11 protein-coding genes and 1 pseudogene are annotated in these 24,089 nt (G+C 68.5%); 9 read left to right on the top strand and 3 right to left on the bottom strand.

What is annotated here, in order from left to right; translation table 11 throughout:
* The 7 genes from ABWY06_RS04510 (at window position 1) to ABWY06_RS04480 (ending at window position 17,790) form a co-directional block, all read left to right on the top strand.
* Window positions 1-1,296 carry a hypothetical protein gene (locus ABWY06_RS04510; RefSeq protein ID WP_353924374.1) on the top strand — a complete coding sequence of 432 codons (1,296 nt, stop codon included), beginning with the start codon at window positions 1-3 and terminating at the stop codon, window positions 1,294-1,296.
* On the top strand, window positions 1,293-4,706 hold the full coding sequence (locus ABWY06_RS04505; protein WP_353924373.1) for a non-ribosomal peptide synthetase: 3,414 nt from the start codon (window positions 1,293-1,295) through the stop codon (window positions 4,704-4,706). Before ABWY06_RS04510 ends, ABWY06_RS04505 begins: the two co-directional genes overlap by 4 nt.
* Window positions 4,703-8,725 (top strand): non-ribosomal peptide synthetase, encoded by a 4,023-nt coding sequence (locus ABWY06_RS04500; protein ID WP_353924372.1) that lies wholly within the window; start codon window positions 4,703-4,705, stop codon window positions 8,723-8,725. Before ABWY06_RS04505 ends, ABWY06_RS04500 begins: the two co-directional genes overlap by 4 nt.
* Window positions 8,722-13,074, top strand: coding sequence for a non-ribosomal peptide synthetase (locus tag ABWY06_RS04495; RefSeq protein WP_353924371.1), 4,353 nt, complete (start codon window positions 8,722-8,724; stop codon window positions 13,072-13,074). Before ABWY06_RS04500 ends, ABWY06_RS04495 begins: the two co-directional genes overlap by 4 nt.
* 40 nt (window positions 13,075-13,114) lie before the next feature.
* Window positions 13,115-16,240 carry a type I polyketide synthase gene (locus ABWY06_RS04490; protein WP_353924370.1) on the top strand — a complete coding sequence of 1,042 codons (3,126 nt, stop codon included), beginning with the start codon at window positions 13,115-13,117 and terminating at the stop codon, window positions 16,238-16,240.
* Window positions 16,241-16,408: 168 nt separating this feature from the next.
* Window positions 16,409-16,615, top strand: a complete 207-nt coding sequence (locus tag ABWY06_RS04485) for a hypothetical protein (RefSeq protein ID WP_353924369.1) — start codon at window positions 16,409-16,411, stop codon at window positions 16,613-16,615.
* Window positions 16,612-17,790, top strand: a complete 1,179-nt coding sequence (locus ABWY06_RS04480) for a prohibitin family protein (RefSeq protein ID WP_353924368.1) — start codon at window positions 16,612-16,614, stop codon at window positions 17,788-17,790. Before ABWY06_RS04485 ends, ABWY06_RS04480 begins: the two co-directional genes overlap by 4 nt.
* Before the next feature lie 411 nt (window positions 17,791-18,201).
* On the opposite strand, the gene ABWY06_RS04475 is transcribed toward ABWY06_RS04480, so the two are convergent.
* From ABWY06_RS04475 to ABWY06_RS04465, 3 genes are all read right to left on the bottom strand, one after another.
* Entirely contained in the window at window positions 18,202-19,326 is a 1,125-nt protein-coding gene (locus tag ABWY06_RS04475) for a TAXI family TRAP transporter solute-binding subunit (RefSeq protein WP_353924367.1), read from the bottom strand.
* Between the two features lie 121 nt (window positions 19,327-19,447).
* Window positions 19,448-21,064 (bottom strand): cyclic peptide export ABC transporter, encoded by a 1,617-nt coding sequence (locus tag ABWY06_RS04470; RefSeq protein WP_353924366.1) that lies wholly within the window; start codon window positions 21,062-21,064, stop codon window positions 19,448-19,450.
* A complete protein-coding gene (locus ABWY06_RS04465; protein ID WP_353924365.1) occupies window positions 21,061-22,707 on the bottom strand; it encodes a cyclic peptide export ABC transporter in 1,647 nt (548 codons plus the stop codon). Before ABWY06_RS04465 ends, ABWY06_RS04470 begins: the two co-directional genes overlap by 4 nt.
* Before the next feature lie 344 nt (window positions 22,708-23,051).
* On the opposite strand from ABWY06_RS04465, the pseudogene ABWY06_RS04460 reads away from it, so the two are divergent.
* Window positions 23,052-23,402, top strand: a pseudogene (locus ABWY06_RS04460) (transglycosylase SLT domain-containing protein); the annotation flags it as partial.
* A 166-nt stretch (window positions 23,403-23,568) separates the two neighbouring features.
* A complete protein-coding gene (locus ABWY06_RS04455; RefSeq protein WP_353924364.1) occupies window positions 23,569-24,021 on the top strand; it encodes a hypothetical protein in 453 nt (150 codons plus the stop codon).
* Window positions 24,022-24,089: the final 68 nt, after the last annotated feature.

Genomic DNA, 24,089 nt, shown 5'->3' with positions numbered 1-24,089 from the left:
ATGATGGCAAAGGTGATGGTGAAGGTGTGCGGCATCCCCCTGCTGACGGCGTGCCTGCTGCTGGGCCAGAACGCCCGGGCCGAGGACGCCTGGCAGATACCGGCAGTGAACGCGGAGAACAAACTGCAGTCGCTGCAGCAGGCCGACCAGTTCGCCTGGCGTTTGTTCGTCGCCCTCAACTGGCCGGCCGACCTGGCCAAACGCGAAGCCGATGGTCAGCAGAGCCTTGCCAGCCAGGCCCCGGCGGTGTGGGAAACCTGGCCGCGCACCGAACTGGTGTACCTGCCCCTGGCAGCCGAACCCCTCGCCTGGGATGCCCTGAAGGTGGGTACCGATCACCGCATCAAGGCCGGTGAAAACGACAGCGACCAGCTGCAGAGCCTGATCGACTTGCGGGGCGTGCCGCTGACCAAGGACAACTTCGCCCAGTACGAGGTGCGCTACAACCGCCTCACCCACGACTATATCCGCAGCAGTCGCCTGTATGACGCCTCGATCCAGGAGTACTACTTCTACCACGACATGCCGATCCGCTTTCCCGACGGCGCCATCATCATCAAGGCGGTCTGGCGCCTGATTCCCGAGGACCACAAGGCCTACTACCGCTGGTCCGAGTTCACCCAGGAAGACGGCTCGACCCAACTGCTGGGCCTGACCGGCATGCATATCATGGCCAAGTACTCGACCGGCTGGCACTGGTCGACCTTCGAGCACGTCGACAACCCCTACCGCACCGGCATCATGGACGAGGGCTGGATGCTGCCCTCGGTCGACGCCTTCGCCTGCCCCCAGCGGCCGCGTGGCTGCAACGACGCGCCGAAGGATTTCGGCCTGGAAAACACCCCGTTCAACTACTACCGCCTGCGCGGTGCGATGGTCGACTACATCGACGAGCTGGGCAATCCGCTGCTGATCGCCAACTCGCAGATCGAAACGGGCCAGCAGGCCAGCTCCTCCTGCATGGGTTGCCATACCCGCGCCAGCATCGGCCCGCGCATCAGCACCTTCCGCGAAAAACTCTTCGCCGACGCCAAGGCGGCGCAGGACTTCCAAAAAACCGGGCAGATCGACAACCAGCACAGCCAAAGCCGCCTGCCCTTGTTCAAGAGTCAACCCGACGGCAGCCTGATCGGCTATTTCGGCGCGCCGCAGGCGGGCAGTTTCGCCCTGTCCCAGGTGTTTCCCGGCGTACCGGGCGACTTCGCGCGGATGGACTACGTCTGGTCGCTGGGGGATGCCCAGTCGAGCAAGATCAGCGTCGACCCGGCGCCCACCGCACCGGCGAAAGCCCCATGAGCGCCCTTACCGAACGCCCCGGCGACTCCCTCGAGCTGGCGCTGACCGAGATCTGGCGCGACGTCCTGGCGGCACCGCAGCTGCACGCCGACAGCGATTTCTTCCACGCCGGCGGCCACTCGCTGAGTGCCTTCGACATAGTCGCGCAAGTGGCGCATCGCCTGGGCCGCCCTCTCGGCATCGAGGACGTGTTCCTCCACCCGACCCCCCGTCAGTTGGCCGCGCGACTCGCCGAACGGGCGAGCGGCCCGCCGCTGGCGGCACCGGTTGCCCGGGCGGCGGAATGTGAGGACTACCCGCTGGGCCACGCCCAGGCGGGACTGTGGGCCCTGCATCAGCGCTGGCCTGGCTCCCAGCGGGCCTACAACGTGCCCGGCGCCTATCGCCTGCGCGGCCCATTGGATGTGACGCGGCTGGAGCGGGCGCTGAACGGCGTGGTGCAGCGCCACGAAAGCCTGCGTACGGTCTTTTTCGACAGCGAACAGGGACCGCGCATGCGCGTGTTGCCGCCACGCCGTGTGCACCTCCAGCGGAGCACGGCGGGCGACGACCTGGACCAGACCCTGGTCGACCTGGCCAGCCAGCCCCTCGACCTCGGCCGACAACCCTTGCAGGCGCACCTGCTCTGCCTGGGGGACGAGGACCACCTGCTGCAACTCACCCTGCATCATCTGGTTGCCGACGGTGCCAGCGTGCCGCTGTTGATGAACGACCTGCTGGCGCTGTACGCGGCCGGCAATACCAGCCCCTTGCCGATATTGCCGCTGCGCTATCGGGACTATGTGCTGTGGCAGGCGGACTGGCTGAGCAGCCCCGCGGCCGCCGCCGCCCGCGACCATTGGCGCCAGGCGCTGACCCCGGTACCGCCGCGCCTGGACCTGGCGCCGGGCCTGCCGCGCCCTGCCACGCGGGACTTCGCCGGGCACACCCAGGTGGCGCATGTCGATGCGCACACGCTGGCCACCCTCGGCGCCCTCGTCCAGGCCGAACAGGCCAGCCTGTTTATGGGCCTGACCGCACTGGTCAAGGCCCTGCTGCATCGCCTCACCGGCGAATTCGACATCAGCGTCGGTACGCCGGTGGCCGGGCGCGAGCACCCGGACCTGGCCGGCATCGCCGGGCTCTTCGTCAATACCCTGGTGCTGCGCGACCACCTGGTCCCCGGCATGACCTTTCGCCAGCTGCTCGGCGCGGTCCGTGACACCAGCCTGCTCGCGTTTACCCATGGACGTTATCCCTTCGACCAGGTGGTGGCCGAGCTGGACACGGCACGCGAACCCGGACGCACGCCCTTGTTCGACGTGATGGTGATCCTGCAATCGCCAGGCGCCGCCCTGAGCACGGCCGACCTGGCCATCAGCGACCACCCCTTCGGCTTCCCGGTCGCCAAGTTCGACCTGTCCTTCGAGTTCCGCCCGCTGGCCGACGGCGGCCTGGAAATGGCCCTGCCGTGCCGTGGCGCGCTGTTTAGTCCGGCGCGGACACAGGCCCTGGCCGAACAGGCGCTGGTGCTGTTGCGCGCCGCTCTGGAGCAGCCGGATGCGCCGCTGCAGGACCTGCCGCTGCTGAGCCTGGCGCAGCAACAGGCGCTGCTCGAGCGGCTTAACCCGGATTACCGGCCTCCCGCGGGGACCACCACACTGCTGGCGCGCCTGGGCCACTGGGCACGGGAGCAGGCGCAGGCCATTGCCGTCAGCGGCGAGGATGGCATGCTTACCTATGCCGATCTGGAGCAGCGCGCCAATGGTCTGGCGGCACTGCTCGGCGCGGCGGGCGTGGGCCCGGGCACGCGGGTGCTGATGCTGCTGGAACGCGGTTGCGACCTAGTGGTGGGCATGCTCGGCGTGCTCAAGAGCGGCGCCGCCTATGTCCCGCTCGACCCGGGCAACCCGGACGCACGCCTGCTGGCCATCGCCGCCGACTGCGGTGGCCTGGTGCTGACCCAGGCCGGCCTGGCCAACCGCGCGGCGACACTTGGGCTGCCGCTGCTGCACCTGGAGGCGGCCGTGACCAGCGCGCACTGCGCCTCTCCCCCCGCCACGCCGGACAGTACCGCTTATGTGATCTTTACCTCCGGTTCCAGTGGCACGCCCAAGGGCGTCTGTGTCAGCCACGCCAGTCTGCAGGCCCTGCTTGAAACCGGCGAACAGCGCTTTGGCTTCGACAACCAGGACGTCTGGACGCTGTTCCATTCCACCGCCTTCGACTTTTCCGTATGGGAAATCTGGGGCGCGCTGTTCAGCGGCGGACGCCTGGTGGTGGTGCCCAGCGCCATCGCCCGGGCCACCGACGCCTTTCGCCGGTTGCTGGCCGAGCAGCGGGTGACAGTGCTCAACCAAACGCCCTCGGCCTTTCTCCAGCTGATCGCCGCCGATGCCCGGGACAGCAGCCCATTGGCCTTGCGCTGGATCCTGTTGGGCGGCGAGGCACTCGAGCCGCGCAGCCTGCTGCCCTGGTTCGAACGCCATGGCGACTGTCGACCGCGGCTGGTCAATCTGTATGGCATCACCGAAACCACCGTGCACGTGACGGCCCGTGCGCTTAGCCACGCCGACGCCCGCGACGGCGGCGGCAGTCCGATCGGTCGCCCGCTGCCCCATATGCGCCTGTACCTGCTGGACCCGCAACGGCGCCTGGTACCGGCCGGGGCGATCGGTGAACTGCATGTCGGCGGCGCCGGGGTGGCTCAGGGTTACCTGGCGCGGCCGCAGCTGACTGCAGAACGCTTCAGCGACGACCCCTTCAGCCGCGACCCAGGCGCGCGGCTGTACCGCAGCGGCGACCTCGGGGTGGCGACTGCCGAGGGTGAAATCCTTTACCTGGGCCGCGCCGACGAACAGCTGAAGATCCGCGGCTACCGCATCGAACCCGCTGAGGCGGCGCGCCAGTTGCTCGAGCACCCGGCGCTGGAGGCCTGCGCGGTGGCCGGTTGGCGGCGTCCCGACGCAGACCTGGCGCTGGCCGCCTGGTTCGTCAGCAATCGCCCGACACCGCCCAGCGCCGCCGAGCTGCGCAGCCACCTGGCAGGCCGGCTGCCGGACTACCTGATCCCCCTGGCTTTTGTTGCCGTGGCCCGGTTGCCCTTGACCAGTAACGGCAAACTCGACCACGCGGCGCTACCGGCACCGATCCTGGCGGCCGCCGAGGACAGCCTGCAGGCGCCGCTGAACCCCCTGCAACGGCAGATCGCGGCGATCTGGAGCGAGGTGCTGGCACGGCCCTCGATCGGCCTGGACGAGGACTTTTTCGCCATTGGCGGCCACTCGCTGATGGCCACCCAGGTGGTCGCCCGCGTACGCGTGCAGTTCGCCCTGGAGATACCGCTGGCAGCGCTGTTCGAGTACCCCAGCTTGCGCCAGTTCAGCCAGTTGATCGTCGACCGACTGGCCCCACCCGCGGTGACCGCGTGACCCCCGAGCAATTGCAGCGCCTGGCCGAGCGCCGCCGGGGCGGCGCCGCCACGCCGGTCCGCCCGGCCATCGTCCGCCGCGGCCACGGCGCCCTCGCGCCCCTGACGCCGACCCAGGAGGCACTGTGGTTCGTCGACCAGGTGGCCGACAGCAGTCCCTTTGTCATGTTTCACGCCAACCTGCTCAAAGGTCGACTCGACCGCCTGCGCCTACGTGCCGCCCTGGCCGCTGTCGGCCTGCGCCACGAGCTGCTGCGCAGCCGTCTCGTGATGCGCGATGGCAGGCCGTTTTTGGCGGCGGATGCTCACGCCGCCGACCTGCTCGAACAGCCGCCGGCGTGCCGCCAGACCCTCGACGCGCGGCTGGCCGAGGCCCGGCGTCCATTCGACCTGACCCGCGAGCAACCGCTGCGGGTCGGATTGATCCCCCTGGGGCCCGAGGTCCAGGTGCTGTATGTCGCCCTGCACCACCTGGCGGGTGACGCGGCGTCCCTGGAAATCCTGTTGAGCGAGATCGCCGCGGCCTATGCTGGCAAGCCGCCCACCGCGCCGCTGGCCATCCAGTACGGCGACTACGCCGCCTGGCTGGCCACGCCGGAGCAGCGCGCGCGCTGTGTCCAGGAGGTCCATTGGTGGAGCGATCAGCTGCAGGATTTCGAGCCGTTCAGCCTGCCCGGCGATTCGACCACAGAGACGCCAGGGCAGACGCAGGCGGACCGGGTCGAGATGCAGTTGGACGAGGCCGACACCCAGGCCTTGCTGGGTTTTTGCCGCGGCGAAGGGCTGAGCCCCTTTGTCGTCTGCCTGGCCGTGTTTGCCGTGCTGCTCGCTCGCCATGGCGGGCGCACCGACCTGGCCGTGACCAGCACCCTGAGCCAACGCGAACAGCCCGAACTACGCCCCTTGATCGGGCTGTTGGTCAACAAGGTCGCGCTGCGCCTGCGCCTGTCCGGCGAGGGCGATTTCCACGCCCTGCTCGCCCAGGTGCACCAAGTGGTGATGGACGCTTTCGCCCACAAACACGCGCCCTTTGCCGAGGTGGTGCGCGCCCTGCCCCAGGCTGACAGCGGACTGGAGCGCAACCCCAGTCGTATCAGTTTCCTGTTGCACAGCGTGGCAGCCGGCACCGCCCCCCTGGCGGGTCTGGAGGTCGAGCCGTTGCCGGGCGCGTTGGTGGCCAGCGAGGAAGACCTCGAGTGCCACCTGTTCCTCGGCGAGACGCAGCTGCGCCTGCTGCTGGTCTACCGTACCCAGTTGTTCCAGCGTGCCACGGTCGAGGCCATGACCGGGCATTTCGGCCAGCTGCTGCGGGGCCTGCTGGCCACGCCGGGGCGCCCGCTGCGCGAGGTCGGCATGCTCGGCGAGCGCGAGCGCGCGGCGCTGCTGGCCCTGGGTCAAGCTTCGCCAGCACTGCTGCCGCACGCCAGCCTGCAGCATTGGTTCGAGGCCCAGGCCGCGGCCACCCCCTGCGCCATCGCACTGGAGTGGACGGATGGCCAGATGGATTTCGCCGAACTGCGCCGTCGTGCCCATTGCCTGGCCGCCTACCTGGGCCAGACCGGTACGCCACCCGCAGCCCGGGTGCTGGTGATGCTGGACCGCGGCTGGCCGCTGGCCGTGGCCTACCTGGGCGTGCTGATGGCCGGCGCGGTCTTTGTTCCGCTCGCGCCGCAGACGCCTGGGCAACGCCTGCGCCAACACCTGCAGGACTGCCAGGCCGACCTGCTGCTGTGCGACCGTCACGGCGCCGAGGACATCGACATTGGCCCGGCGCGGCAGCTCGACCTCGAGGGCGCCTGGGCGCAGATCGAGCAGGCACCGGCGCGGGCGCTGCTGCCGGCGTCGCCCGACGCCATCGCCTATGCCATCTACACCTCGGGCTCCAGCGGCCTGCCCAAGGCGGCCTTGTTGCCACAGCGGGCCATTGTCAACCATATGGCCTGGTGGCTGAGCCACTGGCCGCTGACCGCCAGCGATGCCGTGCTGCACAAGACCTCCATCGGTTTCGATGCCTCGATCTGGGAGATCTTCGCACCCCTGCTGTCAGGCGCACGCCTGGTGTTCGCCCCACCGGATGCCGAACGCGACCCCCAGGCCCTTATCCATGCCCTGCAGCGCCACCGCATCACACACTTGCAGGGAACCCCCGGCTGGCTGGCGCAGCTGTTCACCGACCCTGGCATCGCCGCTTGCGGTGCCCTGCGCCAGCTGTTTGCCGGCGGCGAGGCGCTGACCGGCGAGGTCTGCGCGCGCATCCGCCAACGCCTGCCCACCGTGCGCATCTGCAACCTGTATGGACCAACCGAAGCCTGTATCGATGCGCTCTGGCACGACTGTACGGCGGACAGCAGTAGCCGTTTGCCGATCGGCCGCCCGGTGGCCGGCATGGGCGCCTGGGTGCGCGACCTGTGGGACGACCTGGCGCCCTTCGAGCGTCCCGGGGAGTTGTGGCTAAGCGGGCAGAACCTGGCCGAGGGCTACCTCAACCGGCCGCAACTGAGTGCCGAGCGGTTCCAGACCACTGCCCAGGGCCCCAGCTACCGCACCGGCGACGTCGCCCGGCTGCGTGCCGACGGCCTGTTCGAATGCCTGGGCCGGCTCGACCGGCAGCTTAAAATCAACGGCCGACGCGTCGAGCCCGAGGAAGTGGAACAGTTGCTGCTGCAGCAACCCGGGGTCGCCGCCGTCAGCGTCGACCTGGGGCCCGATGGCCGCCTGCGGGCCCATCTGGTGGCGCAAGCCGGTATCACGCTGCACGCCGCTGAACTGGAGCGGCGCCTGGCCGTGCTGTTGCCGCCTTACCTGCGGCCGATCATTCAGCAACTGGCCGAACTGCCGCGCTTGCCCAACGGCAAGCTCGACCGGCGCACCCTGGCGCAAAATGCGGCGCCCTCAGCCGCCGCGCCCTACCGCCCAGCCCGGAGCGCCAGCCAGCGCCTGCTGGCCGACTGCTGGGCCAGGCTGCTCGGCCGTAGCGCGGCCGACCGAGCGCGGCCCGAGCTGATCCAGTACGGCCTGGACGACGATTTTTTTGCCTGCGGCGGTCATTCGCTGCTGGCCATGGAATTGCTCGGCGAGTTGCAGGCTCACTACGGCCCGGTGGTCGGCCTGGCCGAGCTGTTGCGTTACCCGCGCCTCGAGTCTCTGGCCGCCTACCTCGACGCGCCATCGCGCGTCGCCGTGCGCACCGCCCTGGTGCCGCTGGCCGCGGGCGCGCGGCCGGGTCTGGTGATTTTTACCCACGATGTCGCCGGGTCGATCTTTCCCTGCGTGGCGCTGGCGCGGCAACTGTCCGGCGGTCGCCGGGTACTCGGCGTGCAGCAGCCGGAGGGCGAGGAAACGGACGCCACGCTGCAACAGCGCGCCCAGGCACTGGTGACGCAACTGGCGGCCGACCTGACCGAGCTGAAGGGCGCCGCGGTGTGCCTGGTCGGCTACTCCTTTGGCGCCGCCCTGGGCTGGGAGCTGGCCGGGGCACTGCTGGCGGTCGGTGTACGGGTGGCCGGTGTGCTGGTGCTTGACCAGGAGGTGGCGGACGCGACACGCCTGGCCAGCGTCGTCCAACCCGATGAACTGGATCTGCTCGAGCACATCATCGGCGCCACCGCACGCCACTGCGGCCAACCGGGCCCCGGCCGTACGGAATTGGCCGCGCTGGCCAGCGAGGCACGCCTGAATCGGGTCGCCGGGTGGATCCAGCAGGTCAGTGGCGTCCAGGTGCAATTGCCGGCGCAACTGCGTCGTTACCGCGGCAACCTGGCCGCCGCGCGGCACTGGACGCCACCGACCCTGGCCTGCCCCGTAACGCTGCTGGCCAGCCGAGCATTGCTCGCGCGCCATGCAGACGATCCCAGTTGTGGCTGGGCCGCGCTGTCCCAGCAGCCTGTGGCGATGCTGCCGCTGGCCGGCGACCACTACAGCCTGCTGCAGCCACCCCTGCTGGAGCAGACTGCCACGGCGCTCGACCAGGCGCTGCAACGCCTGTTCGCCGCCGCCGAGCCCTTGGAGCGTCAACCGTGAATGACCTCACCCAGCCCGACCTGAACGTGCCGCATGCCTGCCTCACGCGGACACTGGGCGAGCCGTTGCGCCTGTCCTTCGCCGAGCAACGCCTGTGGTTCACCCAGCAGCTCGACCCGTTGTCACCGGCCTACAACATGCCGATCGCCAGCCATGTCCAAGGCCCGCTGGACGTAGCGGCGCTACAGGCCGCTTACGCCGAATTGCAGGCTGACCAGGCGGTGTTGCGCAGCCGCTACGCCGCGAACCAGTTTGCTGACGGCGCACCGGGCCGGCAGGTGCTGGCCGAGGACCGGCTGCCCTTTACCCTGATCGACCTGAGCAGCCAGCCCGAGCGCCTCGAGCAGCAGGTGCAGGAGGCGGCCATGGCGCCCTTCGACCTTACCCGCACGCCCCCGCTACGGGTTACGCTGCTGCGCCTGGGCGCCGAGCAGCATGTGCTGGTGACGGTGCTGCACCATATCGCCGGCGACGGCTGGTCCATGGGGCTGCTGCAGCAACGGGTGGCGCAACACTATGCCGCGCACCTGGCCGGCCACCCCGGGCCAGCGGCGCCACGCCTGGCCTATGCCGACTATGCCGACTGGCAGCGCGAGCAGGCCCAGCGTGGCGAGCAGGACGCCCAGCTGGCTTACTGGTGCCGTCAACTGCAGGGGCTGCTACCCCTCGATGTGCCCACCGATCGCCCGCGCGGCGGCGGCACCCACTCGCGCGGCGCCGCCGTGGGCGGCTGGCTCGACAGCGGGCTGCTGGCGCGCCTGGATGCCTGCGCACGCCAGCACCGGGTGACCCGTTTCATGCTGCTATTCGCTGTCTATGGGGCGCTGCTGGCGCGCTGGTCGCGTTGCCCGGATGCCGCCATCGCCATTCCCATCGCCAACCGGCGCTGGCAGGAATTCGAGGACATCATCGGCTTTTTCGTCAACACCCTGATCATACGGATCGACACCGATGCGGCGCTGACCTTCGCGCAGTTGCTGGTGCAGGTGCGCCACACCACACTCGAGGCCTTCGCCCATCAGGACCTGCCCTTCGAACGGCTGGTGGAGACCCTGAACCCGGAACGCACGCCGGGGCGCAATCCGCTGTCCTCGGTGGTCTTCGCCCTGCAGAACGCCCCCATGACCGGCGCCCAGGTGGCAGGGCTGACGCTGACGCCCTGCCCGCTGGAGCACGTCAGCACCCGGGCCGACCTGGAGCTGCACCTGTTCGAAAAAACCGACGGCATCGAGGCGCTGCTGTTTTATGCCGAGGAGCTGTTCGACCGCAGCAGCGCCGAGCGCCTCTGGCAGGCCTATGTCCGGTTGCTGGACGGCGTGCTGACCGAGCCAAGTCGACCGCTGGGCCAGTTCGATCTCAATGACGCCACGGACAACGCGCGCCTGGCCGCCTGGGAAAATGGCCCCGAGGCCGACAGCCTGCCGCTGCTGCAGCTATTTGCCGAGCAGGTGCGCAGCCGCCCCGACAGTCCGGCGGTCAGCCATGGCCACCAGCAGCTGAGTTTTGCCGAGCTGGACCGCCGCGCCCGGCACCTGGCCGCGGGCCTGCAGGCCCATGGCGTGGCAGCGGGTGATCGGGTAGCGCTGTGCCTGCCCCACGGCCTCGAGCGGGTCATCGCCGCGACCGGGGTGTGGCTGGCGGGTGCGGTCTTTGTCTCATTGGAGCCGAACCAGCCGGCGGAACGCCTGCGGGCCCTGCTCGCCGATGCGGCGCCCGTCCTGACCCTGGGCGAATGCGATGGGGACGCTCCCGGCATCAGCGTGGCCAGCCTGCTCGCCCGCCCCGGCGCGCCCTGGCACGCTGCGGCGACAGCGGCGCCCGAAGCGCTGGCCTATATCATCTACACCTCCGGCTCCACCGGCCAACCCAAAGGCGTGGCCATCCCCCACCGCGGCCTTGGCAACCTGGCCGCGGCCCAGGCCGAGCTGCTGGGCATTGGCCCTGGCAGCCGCGTGCTGGCCTGGGCCTCGCCCGGCTTCGATGCCTCGGTGTTCGACCTGGTGATGATGTGGGGCTGCGGCGCCACGCTGGTGGTGGCATCGACCAGCCTGCTGGGGCCGGCGGCCCTGGAGGCGGCGCTGGACCAGGGCCGTGTCAGCCACCTGACCATCACCCCTTCGGCGCTCGCCGTGCTCGATCCGGCGAACAGCCGGCTCGACAGCCTGATGGTGGCGGGTGAAGCCTGCCCCGAGGCCCTGGCAACGCGCTGGGCGACGCGGCTGCGGCTTTACAACGGCTATGGGCCGACCGAGGCGAGTGTCTGGACCAGTTGGGAACGACTCGACGGGGCCAGCGTTACCCTCGGCAAACCGATCCGCAATGTCCAGATCCGGCTGCTCGATCCGGCAGGCCAGCGAGTGCCCCTGGGCGCCCTGGGCGAGCTGTGCATCGGCGGGGTCGGCCTGGCCAGCCACTACCTCAATCTGCCCCTGGCGACCGCCGCGGCCTTTACCGGAGAAGCGCCGCAGCGCCTGTACCGCAGCGGTGACCTGGCGCGCTGGCGCAGCGACGGGCGCCTGGCGTTCCATGGCCGCGCCGACCGCCAACTCAAGGTGCGCGGCGTGCGCATCGAGCCGGCCGAAATCGAGGCCCGCATGCTGCAACACCCCGAGGTCGCCGACGCCGCGGTGGTGCTGGTCGCCGACGCGGCCGGTGGCCATCTGGCGGCCTTTGTCAGCGCCCGCCCCCAGGGGGGCCATGCTGCAGGCCTGGAGAACGAACGGGTGGCGCAGTGGCGCGCCCTGTACGAGGCGACCTACGCCGGGGCGACGGACCCCGACCCGACCCTGCTATTGACCGGCTGGGCCAGCCGCCTCGACGGCCGACCGATGCCCCGGGACAGCATGCGCCGCTGGGCCGAGGCCACTGCCCAGCGGATCGTGGAACTGGGTGGGCGGCGCATCCTGGAAATCGGCTGCGGCTCGGGGCTGATCGCCTTCCGCCTGCTGGCCCACTGCGAGCGTTATCAGGGCATCGATTTCAGCGCCGCGGCGCTGCACCATATCCGTCAGCACCTGCCCGCACCGCTGGCCGACCGTGTCAGCCTGACCCTCGGCGACGCGCTCAGCGTGCCACTGGCTGACGGTGCCTGGGACACCCTGGTGCTGAATTCGGTGGTGCAGTACTTCCCGGGTGCCGACTACCTGCTGCGGGTCATCGAGCGTGCCCTGCGGGCACTGGCACCGGGCGGCCACCTGTTTATCGGCGACCTGCTCAACCTCGACCTGGAACCGGTTCTGGCCACCGTCGCCAAGGCCACCACCGCGCCGCGCACCTCGCTGCTGGAGGCCAGGCACTACGCCGCAGCGAGCGCCGCCGGCAACGAAGAGCTGCTGGTCGCGCCGGCCTATTTTGCCAGCCTGCTCGGGCGCCTCGGCATGCTGGAAAGCGTCTTCGTACTGGGCAAGGACGGCGACCCGGACAACGAACTGACCCGCTTTCGCTACGACGTGGTGCTGCGCAAACGCGGCGGTCCGACGCCAGTGGAGCGGATCGAGGAGATCCCGACAGCGGAGCGGGTGCAGCAGCGGTTGCAGCATTCAGACGCCCGGGTATTGCTGCTGCGCGACCAGCCACGGACCTGCCTGAGCGGCGACCTGGCGCTGTATGACGGCCTGCTGAACGGCGACCCGCAAGCGACCCTGGGCGAGCTGTTGCTGCCAACGTCCCCCGCTCGAACCCTGCAGCAGTGGCACGCGCTGGCCCCAGGCTGGCGCCTGTATGAACTCTGGACAGGCGCTGCGGCGGCACCCGATCGCTGCGACCTGGCCTTTGTCCGTGGGCCCCTGCCGGCGGGCCTCGGCGCGGCCCCGCGGCCAGCGGCCGAGCATTATACCAACCAGCCGTTGCGCGAGGCGAAACGCCTGGCGCTGGCCCAGCTGGTGCTGGCGCAGTTGCGCCAACAGCTGCCGGCGACCCTGGTGCCAAGCAGTTGCACGGTGCTCGAACGCTTGCCGGTGACCGCCAGCGGCAAGCGCGACCAGGCCGCCCTGGAGCGCCTGGCCAGCCGCGCCGTGGTGAAACAGGCGCCGCTGCCCCTCGGCGACAGCACCGCTCAGCGGATCGGCGCGATCTGGCGCAGCGCCCTGCAGCTCGACAGCATCGGCGCGGAGCAGAACTTTTTCGAGATTGGCGGCCATTCGCTGCTACTGGTACAGGTGCATGCCCGGCTCGAGCAGGTGTTCGATCGTCGCCTGCCGCTGCTCGAGCTGTTCAGCCACGCCAGTATCCGTGCCCTCGCCGCCTACCTCGACGGCCAGACCGCCGCCCCCGAGGACGATGCCCAGGCGCGCGCCGCCCGGCAAACCGCGGCCCGCGCGCGCCGACGCAGCCCCCGGGAGAACAACTGATGCCCGATCACCGCCCTTCACACCCCAGAGGCCGTCACCCATGAGCAGTGAAATTCCCGTGGATGCCATTGCCGTAGTGGGCATGGCTGGACGTTTTCCCGGCGCCGCGGATGTCGACGAATTCTGGCGGCGGCTGGTGGCCGGCGAGGAGCTGACCACCCGCTTCAGCCTCGAGGAGCTGGCGGCCAAGGGCGTCGACGAAGGCCTGCGCGATCACCCCAACTATGTGCCCGTGCGCGGCGTGATCCCGGACTACGACTGCTTCGACGCCGAGCTGTTCGGCTACACCCCGCGCGATGCGGCCCTGACCGACCCCCAGCAGCGTCTGCTGCTGGAGACCGCCTGGACCGCGCTGGAACACGCCGGCTACGACCCCAGCCGCTACCCAGGCCTGATCGGTGTCTATGCCGGGGTCAAGCTCAGCTCCTACCTGTTCAATCTGTTGTCGCAGCCGGGTATCGCCAGCACGGTCGACCCGCAGCAGTTGGCGATCGCCAACGACAAGGACCACGCCGCGCTGCAGATCGCCTACCGCCTGAACCTGACCGGCCCGGCGGTGGCGGTGCAGACCACCTGTTCCACCTCCCTGGTGGCGGTGCAGATGGCCTGCCAGAGCCTGCTGGGCTTCCAATGCGACATGGCCCTGGCCGGCGGCGCCGCCCTGCGCGTACCGGCCGAGTCCGGTTACCTGCATGTGCCGGGCGGGGTAATGTCGCCCGACGGCCATTGCCGCGCCTTCGATGCCCAGGCCGCCGGCACCGTGCCGTCCGACGGCGTTGGCCTGGTGCTGCTCAAGCGCCTGGAAGACGCACTGGCCGATAACGACAGCATTCACGCGCTGATCCTCGGCGCGGCGATCAACAACGACGGTGCGCGCAAGGTCAGCTACATGGCCCCCAGCCCCGCCGGCCAGAGCGACGCCATACGCGCCGCCCATGCCATGGCGGGCATCGACCCGGCCAGCATCAGTTATGTCGAGACCCATGGCACCGCGACTCGCCTGGGCGACCCGATCGAAATCCAGGCGTTGACCCGTGCGTTCCGCCAGCGCACCCAGGCCAAGGGGTTCTGCGCCATCGGCTCGTTGAAAAGCGCCGCCGGACATATCGACGTCGCCGCCGGGGTATCGGGTCTGATCAAGACGGTGCAGGCCCTGCGCCATCGCACGTTGCCGCCGAGCCTGCACTACCACAGCCCGAACCCGGCCATCGACTTCAGCCAGACGCCCTTCTACGTCAACACCCAGGCCAGCGCCTGGAACCCTGTCGACGGCGTGCGCCGCGCCGCCGTGTCGTCCTTTGGCTTTGGCGGAACCAACGCCCATGTGGTGTTGCAGGAAGCGCCCGTTCTGGCGGGTTCTCCCAAGCCGACGCGCGCCTGGCAGCTGCTGCCACTCAGCGCGCGTACTCCAGCGGCGCTCGACGCCCTGGAACACCGTATGCTCCTCGCGCTGAAAGAGGCCGAACCGGGCGCCCTGGCCGACGCGGCCTGGACCCTGCAGCAGGGCCGTGCGCGGCAGAGCCTGCGCCGGGTGTTGGCGCTCGGCCCCATGGGTCAGTGCCTGCGCCTGGACGCGCCAGCCGGCAGCGAGGCGCGCGCAGTCGCCTTCGTCTGCGGCGGCCAGGGCGCCCAGTTCCCGGGCATGGCACGGGCACTCTACGACAGCGAGCCGCTGTTCCGCGCGGCGCTCGATCACTGCTGCGCACAGCTGGCGTTGCACCTGCAGCAGGACCTCACCCCCTGGCTGCTGGACCCCGCGGCCGGGGCCGCAGCCCTGCAACGCACGGCGCTGGCCCAACCGGCATTGTTCGTCCTGGGTTATGCCCAGGCCCAGCTGTGGCGCGCCTGGGGGATCGAGCCGGCGGCGCTGATCGGCCACAGCCTGGGCGAGCTGCTGGCCGCGACCCTGGCCGGGGTGTTCGACCTGGACGATGCGCTGCGCCTGGTCGCCGCCCGCGGCCGGCTGATGGACGCCCAGCCCGAGGGCGCCATGACCGCCGTGAGTCTGGATGAAACCAGCCTGCGCGCGCACCTGGGTGACGGGCTGGAATTGGCGGTGTTCAACGGCCCCCACCTCTGCGTGGTGGCCGGTCCGTTTGCCCGCCTGGCCGCGCTGGAAAATCGGCTGAGCGAACAGCACATAGCCTGGCGCCGCCTGGACACCTCCCATGCCTTCCACACAGCAATGATGCAGGAGGCCGCTTCAGCCTTCGCCGAACTGTGCCGCGGCGTCACCCTGAACCCACCACGTATCCCTTTTCTGTCCAATATCAGCGGCACCTGGATCGAGGCGCACGAGGCGACGGACCCGGCGTACTGGGGCCGGCATATCCGCCAACCGGTGCGCTTCTACCAGGGCATCGAGCGCCTGCTGGCGGACGGCGATTACGCCTTGCTGGAAATCGGTCCGAGCGATGCCTTCGGCGGCCTGCTGCGCGCCCAGGCCCCGCTCGGCGCGCGGCTGATCCTCTCGTCCGCAGCCAGCCGCGATGCCGCGGCGTCGGCCCAGGGCGCGATGCTGCTGGCCTTGGGTGGTCTCTGGGCGGGCGGATTCGAGCCGGACTGGCGTCTGTTGCACGACGGCCAACCGCGCCGGCGCGTACCGCTGCCCAGCTACCCCTTCGCACGCCAGCGGCACTGGGTCGAGCGCGGTACCGGGCTGCACGAGGTGAGCTTGGGGTTTGGCCCGGCCCAGCATCACTGGTCGTCCAAACCGGCTGCCGAGCAACTGGCGCAATTGGCGCAGCTGCCCACCACCACGCGGGTGACGCTGGACGCCGGCACCTTGCTGGCGCTGCTCGATGGGATCGCGCTGGCGCCAGCGCCGCAAGCCGCCAGCCCCATGGCTGCAGTGCCCGCCGTGACGGACCTGCCGAGCCTCGATGAGCGAGGGGAACTGCAGGCGCGGGTCGCCGCGGTCTGGCGTGAGTACTTGGGCGTGACCGAACTGGGGCTGGACGACAATTTCTTCACCCTGGGCGGGCATTCCCTGGTCGCCCTGCAGATCATCGCCCGCCTGCGCAGCGAGTTCGCCGTGGAGATCCCCGCCGCCAGCGCCTATGCGGCGCCCACGGTCAAGGCCATGGCCCAGGTGATCGACGATCTGTTGGTGGCGCAGATCCTGGCCGAAGACCAAACGTCCTGCGATGTCGATGCGCCGGTCTAGGCGAATGACGCGTCGGCCCGTTGGCCAGGGCGCCGAAGGTCGGCGCCCGGCTGCCCGGCGTTGGCAAATTCAATTGAATTCACGCCGTCGATCGGCAATAGTCCATGGCGCAGGCGCCTTGGGCTGGCCACGGCGAATGCCCCTGCTGGACCCCTTGGAGTAGTGCAGATGTCCGCCGCCGTCGGTTTACTCTACCTGTTGGCCTGCAGTGTCTGCGGGATCATGGGCCGCAAGACCACCATAGGCTTCGTCGGTCACCTGGTGCTGGCGTTTTTCCTGACCCCACCCATTGATTTTCTTGTCCAACTGGCCTGTCGACCGTCCCAGGCCGTCCGCCAGCAAATGGAAGAAGCCCGTCTGCGGGATCGCCGATGAGCTCGACAACCCGCGAGTCCGTGCCCATGCCCACGCCCCACGCCCACGCCGGTATCCGCCAGGCCGTGCATACCTGGTGCGTGCGCAACGCGATACAGCTGTATGCCCTGGTGCTGATGCTGCTGCTGGGGCTGATCGCCCTCGCGCCTTACATCTTCATCAGTGTCCCGGCGGGGCATGTCGGCGTGCACTGGAAACGCTTCCAGGGCGGCACCGTGACCGACTACCACTTCGATGAGGGCGTCAACCTGATCCTGCCCTGGGACAGCGTGATCCTTTACGACGCCCGTTTGCAGAACAATGCGCGCATCTACGACACCATCTCGTCGGACGGCCTGAGCATGCAGGTGGAGATCGCGGTCCGCTATCGGATCAACCGCGACAGCGTTGGCGACCTGCACCGACTGGTGGGGCCGGACTACCCGGAAGTCATGGTCTATCCGGAGATCGGCTCCCATGCGCGCTCGTTGATTTCCACCTACACCCCCGAGCAGCTTTACACCAGCGCGCGGGCGTTTATCCAGGCGCAGATCCTGCAGCGCATGGTGCATGAACTGGCTTCTCCGGTGGCCCTGCAAAGCACCCATGGACGGCTGATCGAGGTCGAGGACGTGCTGATCCGCAGCGTCACCCTGCCCGAGTCCATCGCCGGCGCCATCGAGCGCAAGGTCGAGCAGTACCATGTCATGCTCGAATACGATTTCCGCATCGAACGGGAGAAGCGCGAACGCGAGCGCAAGAAGATCGAGGCCGAAGGCGTGCGTGAATTCCAGGACATCGTCTCGCATACCATCACCGAGGAATACCTGCGCCTGCGCGGTGTCGAGGCGACCCTGGCCTTGGCTACCTCCAACAACAGCAAGATGATCATCATCGGCGGTCGCGACGGCCTGCCGGTGATCCTCAACACCGGCGATACCGGCGCCCTGCAGCCGGACAAGGTCGAGGCCAACGAGCCGCTGCCCATCACGCCACCGAACGCCACACCGGCCGCCGGCGATTTGCGCCAAAGCCCCGGCCCGGCCACTGCAACGGCCGACGATCCGGGCCACCCCCTGGCGACGCCCATCGCCGGCAGGCGAACAGGGCCGCCGGAATTGCCGGTCCCTGCCGCGCCAACCGTGCCGCAGGACCACCGCGCGACCCAGGTGGAACGCCGCAGCGCCGAGGATTGAACCACCGCCCGAGGTGCCTGGCGTGGAGACTGTCTTCACTGCAAGTGCGCAGGGCTGCGGATACCCGCATTCGCGGGCATGACGGGTCCCTCGGTGCGCCACTGCCTGCGTGTGTAGGCTGCATGACGCCTTAATGCATCCATCGTGCGGAGCGGCGGTGGATAAGAAATCACTCTTTTCCTGCGTCGCTGATCAGGCGCGATCATTGCCCCTGCCCGCCTGGATTGCCGCATCCCCGCCAGCCGGCAACACCCGTGCGCCTAACCCATCCGTTAGCGCCCGCGCACTCCATGGCTGCAGGGTTTTTGTAGGGCAGGTCAGCGGCGCCTAACGTCGACCTGGCACCGCCGCATCGCCGTATGGCGGAGTCGAACAGCCGGGCCTGGCCCCCAAAATCCCTGGCCCTACGCGCTACCGAGCGGCCGCCGACGATGCCGCCACGGGGACGCTCTGGCCCGGCGGATGTTCTCGCCAGTAACGCTCGGCGCCGGGATGGAACGGCAGGAAATTACCCTCGCTGAACATCCGCCGCGGTTGCAGCGCCGCCAGGGCCGGGTGTTGGGCCCGCAGGTAGTCGACATGCTCGACCGTCGACCGTACCAGCCAGTAAGCGATGTCCTCCTCCATTGGGGCATAGGCGATCAACGAAGCCTTGATGCCAAAACTCTGCACCGCTGCGGCCTGGTCGGCATAGGTGCCGGCGTCCAGCTGTTGCCGCGAGAGAAATTTGCGTTGTTCGAGCAAGGGGGTCAGGCGCTCGTCCCATAAACCGATCAGCTCGGCGTCGCAGTGTCGCAGCAGCTGCTCGAGCCCTGCTTCCGGATGGCCGCTCCAGACGGCCAAGCCATCGATACGCTCATCGCACAAGGCCTGGCGGTCGAGTGGCTGCGGCAGGCCATCGATCTGAACGAGATCCTCCTGCGCGACCCCCAGGGCCTTGAAGTAGTCGTGCCAGAGGCTGTGCCCGGCACCCCGCCGCGGGCCCAGGTCGATGCGCTTGCCGGCCAGGTCCTGTGGGCCCTGGATACCGCTGCCCCGGCGCACCACCAGCATGCCGGTTTCTTCGTGCAGGGACATCAGCGAGCGAGCTCCCGGTGCCGACAGCGCACCGGACTGCAGCAAAAAATTGGTATCGGACTGTTCCAGTATCACCTGCGCCCGTCCCTGGCCCAACAGCTGCAGGTTGCTGGTGTCCCCCGCCGACGGCAAGGCGACGCAGCGGATGCCATGTTGCGCGTAGTCCAGGGCCATGGCCCGGCACAGGGCGCTGGCGACCTGGTAATGGATTCCGCTGGTCGAGCCGCTGTAGATCGCCAGGAAACGGTCCTGAACCACGGAGCGCTCGAAGCGCGTCCGGTCCTGCAGCGAAGTCGGGTCATACTGCGCGACTGGAATCGCGTCGGGTCGATACGGCAGGGCCGCCCCGGCAACGGCCGGGCGCGGCTCGGGCGCCGCCACTGCATGGCCCGCCACAGGCAACAGCAGGTAGCAGAGAAGAAAACGAAGAAAACAACTGGCGCGGTAGCAAGTCTTCATAAGCGTCCGGTGGAGCCTCTGCTCGGTGGCTGACAGCCAGGCGATCCGGCGCTGCCCGCTGATTTTCGACGGTACGCGGTCGCCTGTCTCAAGGCAAGCCAGCCGCCATGGCGGGCCGTGGCTATTGACGCAACCGGCCTTCGTCCAGGTGCAGCACCTGGTCCGCCACGGCAAAATAGCGGTCGTCGTGGGTCACGCAGATCAGCAATTTGCCGCGCGCGCGCAACGCCGGCAGGATCTGCTCATAAAAGACCTGACGGAAATGCGGATCCTGGTCGGCGGCCCATTCGTCGAGCACGATAATCGGGTGATCCTCCAGCTCCACCAGCAACAGGGCCAAACGTTTACGCTGACCGCTGGACAACTCCGTGGTACTGAAACGCCCCTGCTCCAAACTGACCTTGCCCCGCATCTCCACCCAGTCCAGTAGCGCCTCGGCCCGCTCCGGGGTCGGCGGCGTGATGCCGTAGAGCTGGCGAAACAGGTGGAAGTCGGAAAACACCGCTGAGACCTGGTCGCGGAACGCCTGCGCCTGCCCCACCGCCAGCGGCTGACCGTTGACCAGCAGCTGCCCCGAGCGCGGCTGCAGCAGGCCGGTGAGCAGCTGCAGCAGGGTCGATTTACCCGCCCCATTGCCGCCCGTGATAAAGGTGACCTGACCGCTGTCGAAACGCGCCGAAATAGGCCCCACGGCAAACCCTGGTGTGCCGTCGCGTTCCGCATGGCGGAAACGCAGGTCGCGCAACTCGATGTGGGTGACCCGCGCCGCAAGCGGCTGGCCATCTTCTTCCGGCTCGGCATCCAGGGCCTCGCGCAACTGGCGGCGCAGCGCGTCGATGCCCCGCAGTGCGTTTTCCACCTCGCCCACGGCAGGCAGCACCATGGCCAAGGTCGAGATCGGACCCAGCATGAACAGAACGGCGGTGGTAGCCGACACCGCCACCGACTGGTAGTGCTCGACCAGCAGCGGTGCGACGAACACCATGATCCCGATCAGGCCATGGAAGATGATCTGCACCAGGGCATACTGCCGACCCCAGCGGCGCTGAATCGAACTGTTGGCGTCACAGGTACGTTCGGAGGCGCGGGCCATGGCCTCGGTCAGCGAGGCACGGCGAGCGCGGCTGAGCTTGAGTTCCTTGAAGCCACCGAGCATGTCCCGCAGCCCGTCGAACAGCTCCGCCTCGTCGGCCACCGCCTGGCGCTTTTCCTGCGCCAGCACGCCCATACGGTGGCTGTGAAAGCCCAACGCCAGGGCCGCGAAGAATGCTGCGGCGACAAACGCCATCAGCGACAGGTAGGCCAGGTAGAACGAGACGAATACCAGCAGCACCGCCTGCTGCAACCCCATGAGTATCATCGGCAATTGCTGCGCAACCAGTTGGGTATCGCGCGTCAGCATGGCGTGCAGCGGCTGGCGTCCGACACTGGCCAACACCGTCGGTGTCGCCTGGCGAATGTCCTGGAAAATCGCCACCCGTTGCCGATGGACAAAGGCCCCCATCTCCTCGGCCAGGGTACCCAGCAGGCTGGCCTGGGTGGCGGCGAACAACAATACCGTCAGTATCAGGCCCAGTAACCACAGCAGGTTCGGCGTACCGGCCTGGGCGTTCTGCGCGGACAGGGTGAGGATCATCAGGGTCGCGGTGGTACTCACCGCGCCCAAGAGGCTGTGGGTCACCAGCAGCTGCTGCACCCTGCGCGGCAAGCCTTCGACCAATCGACGCAGATGCTTCATGACGGGCGCTCCGCGCTGTCCAGGACCGCCCGTAGCTGACCCGACTCCAGGTGCAGGCGTCGATCGGCGACATCGAAATAGTGGTCGTCATGGGTCACCGCGATCACGGCCCGCCCCTCCGCCCGCAGGCGTGGCAGCAACTCCCGATAGAACTTGCGCCGGAAACGCGGATCCTGGTCCGCCGCCCACTCATCGAGCAGCAGGACAGGACGGCGTTCCAGCAAGGCGGCGATCAGCGCCAGGCGCTTGCGCTGCCCGGCGGACAGGTCGACCCGGGTGAATCCTCCGGCCTGCAGTTGCGTCACCTGATCCATCTCCAGCAGCGCCAGCAGGCTGGTGGCGTACTCGAGGTCCAACGGCCCCAGCCCGTGGAAACGGCGGAACAGGTGGTAGTCGGAAAACACCGTGGCGATCATCTCCCGGTAGCGCTGCAACCCCGCCGCGCCTACCGCCCGGCCATCGATCTCGATCGTGCCTTGCTGCGGCGCGTAGAGCCCCGCCAGCAGCTTGACCAGGGTGGTCTTGCCCGAACCGTTGCCGCCGGTGATAAAGAGGATTTCTCCGGGACGCAGGCTGAGCTCCAGCGGCCCGATGGCGAATGGCCGTTCGCCGTCGGCGGCCGGGTAGGCGAAGGCGATATCACGCAGGCACAGCTGTTCGAAGTCATCGTCAGGCCGCGCCGGGTCGTCCGCCGCGGGTTCGGCCATCGCCTGCAATTGCTCGTCGAGCTGAAACATCTGCGCTGCCGCCGCCTCCGCCGAGGCCAGCAGCGTGACCGATTGCAACACCGACGACAGCGGCCCGATCATAAACAGCGCGGCGGTGGTGACCTTGACCACGTCGGCACTGAACCCGGTCGAGTAGGCCGGCGCGACGAAGACGATGACCCCAAGCAGGAAGAAAAACGCCACTTGGCCGAAGATCGACTGTTGAAAGGCACTGCCCTGCACATCGACCGCCGCGTGCCGGGCCTGCTCCGAAACCCGCCCGAACGCCTCGCCCAGGTCATGGCTGCGGGTGCTGCTCAGGCGGACCTCCTTGAAGCCGTCGAACAGGTCGGTGACGCCCTCGAACAGCTGGGTCTCCTGGTGCAGCATATCGCGGTAACGCGCCTGTACCCGGTGGGTCATCCGCAGGTAGACGCGACCGGCCAGGACGATGACCAGGACCACCAGCAACAAGGCGATCCAGGACAGCATGCCGATATAGCCCATGATCGCCGCCACCAGAATGATCGAGCGAAAATTCATCGCCAGATAGGGTGCATCGCGGGATATCGTTGCACTGGTCTGGGTGATGCTCTGGTACAGCCGGCCTTCGCCGAACCGTTCCACCTGCAACAGGTCGGCACGCCCCAGGTGGTCGACCAGCGAGCCGCGCAGGCGATGCAGGGCCCGTTCGATATCGCGGCTGACCCTGCCGATCAGGTAGCTTTCACCGAAGAAACAGGCGCCGATGCAGCCGAGGAAGAGCGCCGCCAAGGTCCAGTCGACGCCGCGATGCTGGCCGGACGCGATTTCCTCGGCCGCGGTATTGACCAGCGCCAGAACCAGCGTGCTGCTGAGCGCCGACAGCGCCGCACTGGCGACCAGTCGATAACGCGGCGTCGCCCCGGCGTCGCGCAGCAGTTGCAGAAGTTTCATGGAAATCCCCGTTGCGAATCCAGCCTGCCCAGACGGGCCGGTATGTCCTGCTCGACCACTCGAGGCCACAAGCCGGTGGTTCTCACGCAACCCGCGTGGGCAACGTCCATCTTGTACGACAGCAGTCCAGCAGAATGCCGCAGCTTTTCCAGCCGCGAGCCGAAGCTGTGCCAGTAAACCCGAAACCGCCCCCGTGCGTCGACCGCTGACGCATTCCGGGAACGCTGCACGGATCGGGGCGGTGAGGCGGATAAAACGCCGCCTGGTCGCATCGCTACCCCCTCCCGGCAAAACGGCGACGGACCGGCCCGATCGCGCCGGCAGCGTCCTAGCTTCGCCGCCAGGCCGTCGGCCCCAGCGTTGGCATCAGCGGGATCGCTGGCAGCGCCGACCGGAACATCGAAGCCGGCAGCAAATACATGCGCGTGCTCGCGGACAAGTACCTGGACGACCCCGGACTGACCCCACTCAACAAGACGCTGATGGTCTTCGCCGCCTATAACGCCGGGCCTGGCAACCTGCGCAAGTTTCGCCGGCTCGCCGAGAAATCGGGCCTCGATCCCAACATCTGGTTTGGCCACGTCGAGCACGCCGCCGCTCGGGTGGTCGGCCGGGAGACCGTCGACTACGTGGGCAATATCTACAAGTACTACGTGGCCTACAAACGGGTGAGCGAGAAAAACCAACGGCTGTAGTCGCCTTCGTGTCTGGCGAGCGCAGTCCACCGCGCCTACGGATCGGCATTGATTTAGTTGGCCAGTCGCAGGGGCCAGCGCACAAAAGCCGGGGGCCAGGGTTGGCACCCGGAAACCCGCGCGGCAAGATGCTGAGCCCTCCTGTTGACTTCGCGAGTCCGCATCCATGCGAGTGCACCCCGCCCTCACCCTGTTCGGTGTCCTGACCTTGCTCGTCAGCGGCAGTCTGCTGGCGCTGACCGCCTACCTCTTCTCCGAGGAGGATTACCAGCCCCTGCCCGGCTCGTTAAGGTTCTACCTGGGCCTCTCCGCCCTGGTGCGCCAGGCGCCCTTCGACCTTGGAACGCTACCCGCCTACTACGGCAGCATCGGCGACGGCAATAAACCGGCGCAGTCCCAGGTGAGTATCCAGGGGCCGGCGGCGCAGGCGCAGGCTGCCTGGCAGGACTGGGAGCGCTACCTGTACCAGCAGGGATGCTCACGTACCGAAGCCCGCGTCTCAGGCCTTTCGCCCCTGGCGGCGCAGTACCTGTGCCGGGATCAAGGCCTGGTGGTGCTGGAGCGGGTCACGCTACCTGGCGACTCCGCTGCCCGGGTCAGCCTGACCCATTACGAGTGAAAAACGCCCCGTCGGCGCTCCAGTCGTTTGAACGCCGCCTGCCCGTCGCCGCGAAAGATTTTAGCAAA

It is taken from the genome of Pseudomonas sp. (genome assembly GCF_040514055.1).
Taxonomy (GTDB): domain Bacteria; phylum Pseudomonadota; class Gammaproteobacteria; order Pseudomonadales; family Pseudomonadaceae; genus Aquipseudomonas.
The sequence above is the reverse complement of the archived record's forward strand: the minus strand, read 5'-3'. Positions and strand labels throughout refer to the sequence as shown.

Excerpts from the sequence above, each read along its gene's own strand:
- ABWY06_RS04510 (WP_353924374.1), top strand. The coding sequence starts at position 1 with ATGATGGCAAAGGTGATGGTGAAGGTGTGCGGCATCCCCCTGCTGACG.
- ABWY06_RS04505 (WP_353924373.1), top strand. The coding sequence starts at position 1,293 with ATGAGCGCCCTTACCGAACGCCCCGGCGACTCCCTCGAGCTGGCGCTG.
- ABWY06_RS04490 (WP_353924370.1), top strand. The coding sequence starts at position 13,115 with ATGAGCAGTGAAATTCCCGTGGATGCCATTGCCGTAGTGGGCATGGCT.
- ABWY06_RS04485 (WP_353924369.1), top strand. The coding sequence starts at position 16,409 with ATGTCCGCCGCCGTCGGTTTACTCTACCTGTTGGCCTGCAGTGTCTGC.
- ABWY06_RS04480 (WP_353924368.1), top strand. The coding sequence starts at position 16,612 with ATGAGCTCGACAACCCGCGAGTCCGTGCCCATGCCCACGCCCCACGCC.
- ABWY06_RS04475 (WP_353924367.1), bottom strand. The coding sequence starts at position 19,326 with ATGAAGACTTGCTACCGCGCCAGTTGTTTTCTTCGTTTTCTTCTCTGC.
- ABWY06_RS04470 (WP_353924366.1), bottom strand. The coding sequence starts at position 21,064 with ATGAAGCATCTGCGTCGATTGGTCGAAGGCTTGCCGCGCAGGGTGCAG.
- ABWY06_RS04465 (WP_353924365.1), bottom strand. The coding sequence starts at position 22,707 with ATGAAACTTCTGCAACTGCTGCGCGACGCCGGGGCGACGCCGCGTTAT.
- ABWY06_RS04455 (WP_353924364.1), top strand. The coding sequence starts at position 23,569 with ATGCGAGTGCACCCCGCCCTCACCCTGTTCGGTGTCCTGACCTTGCTC.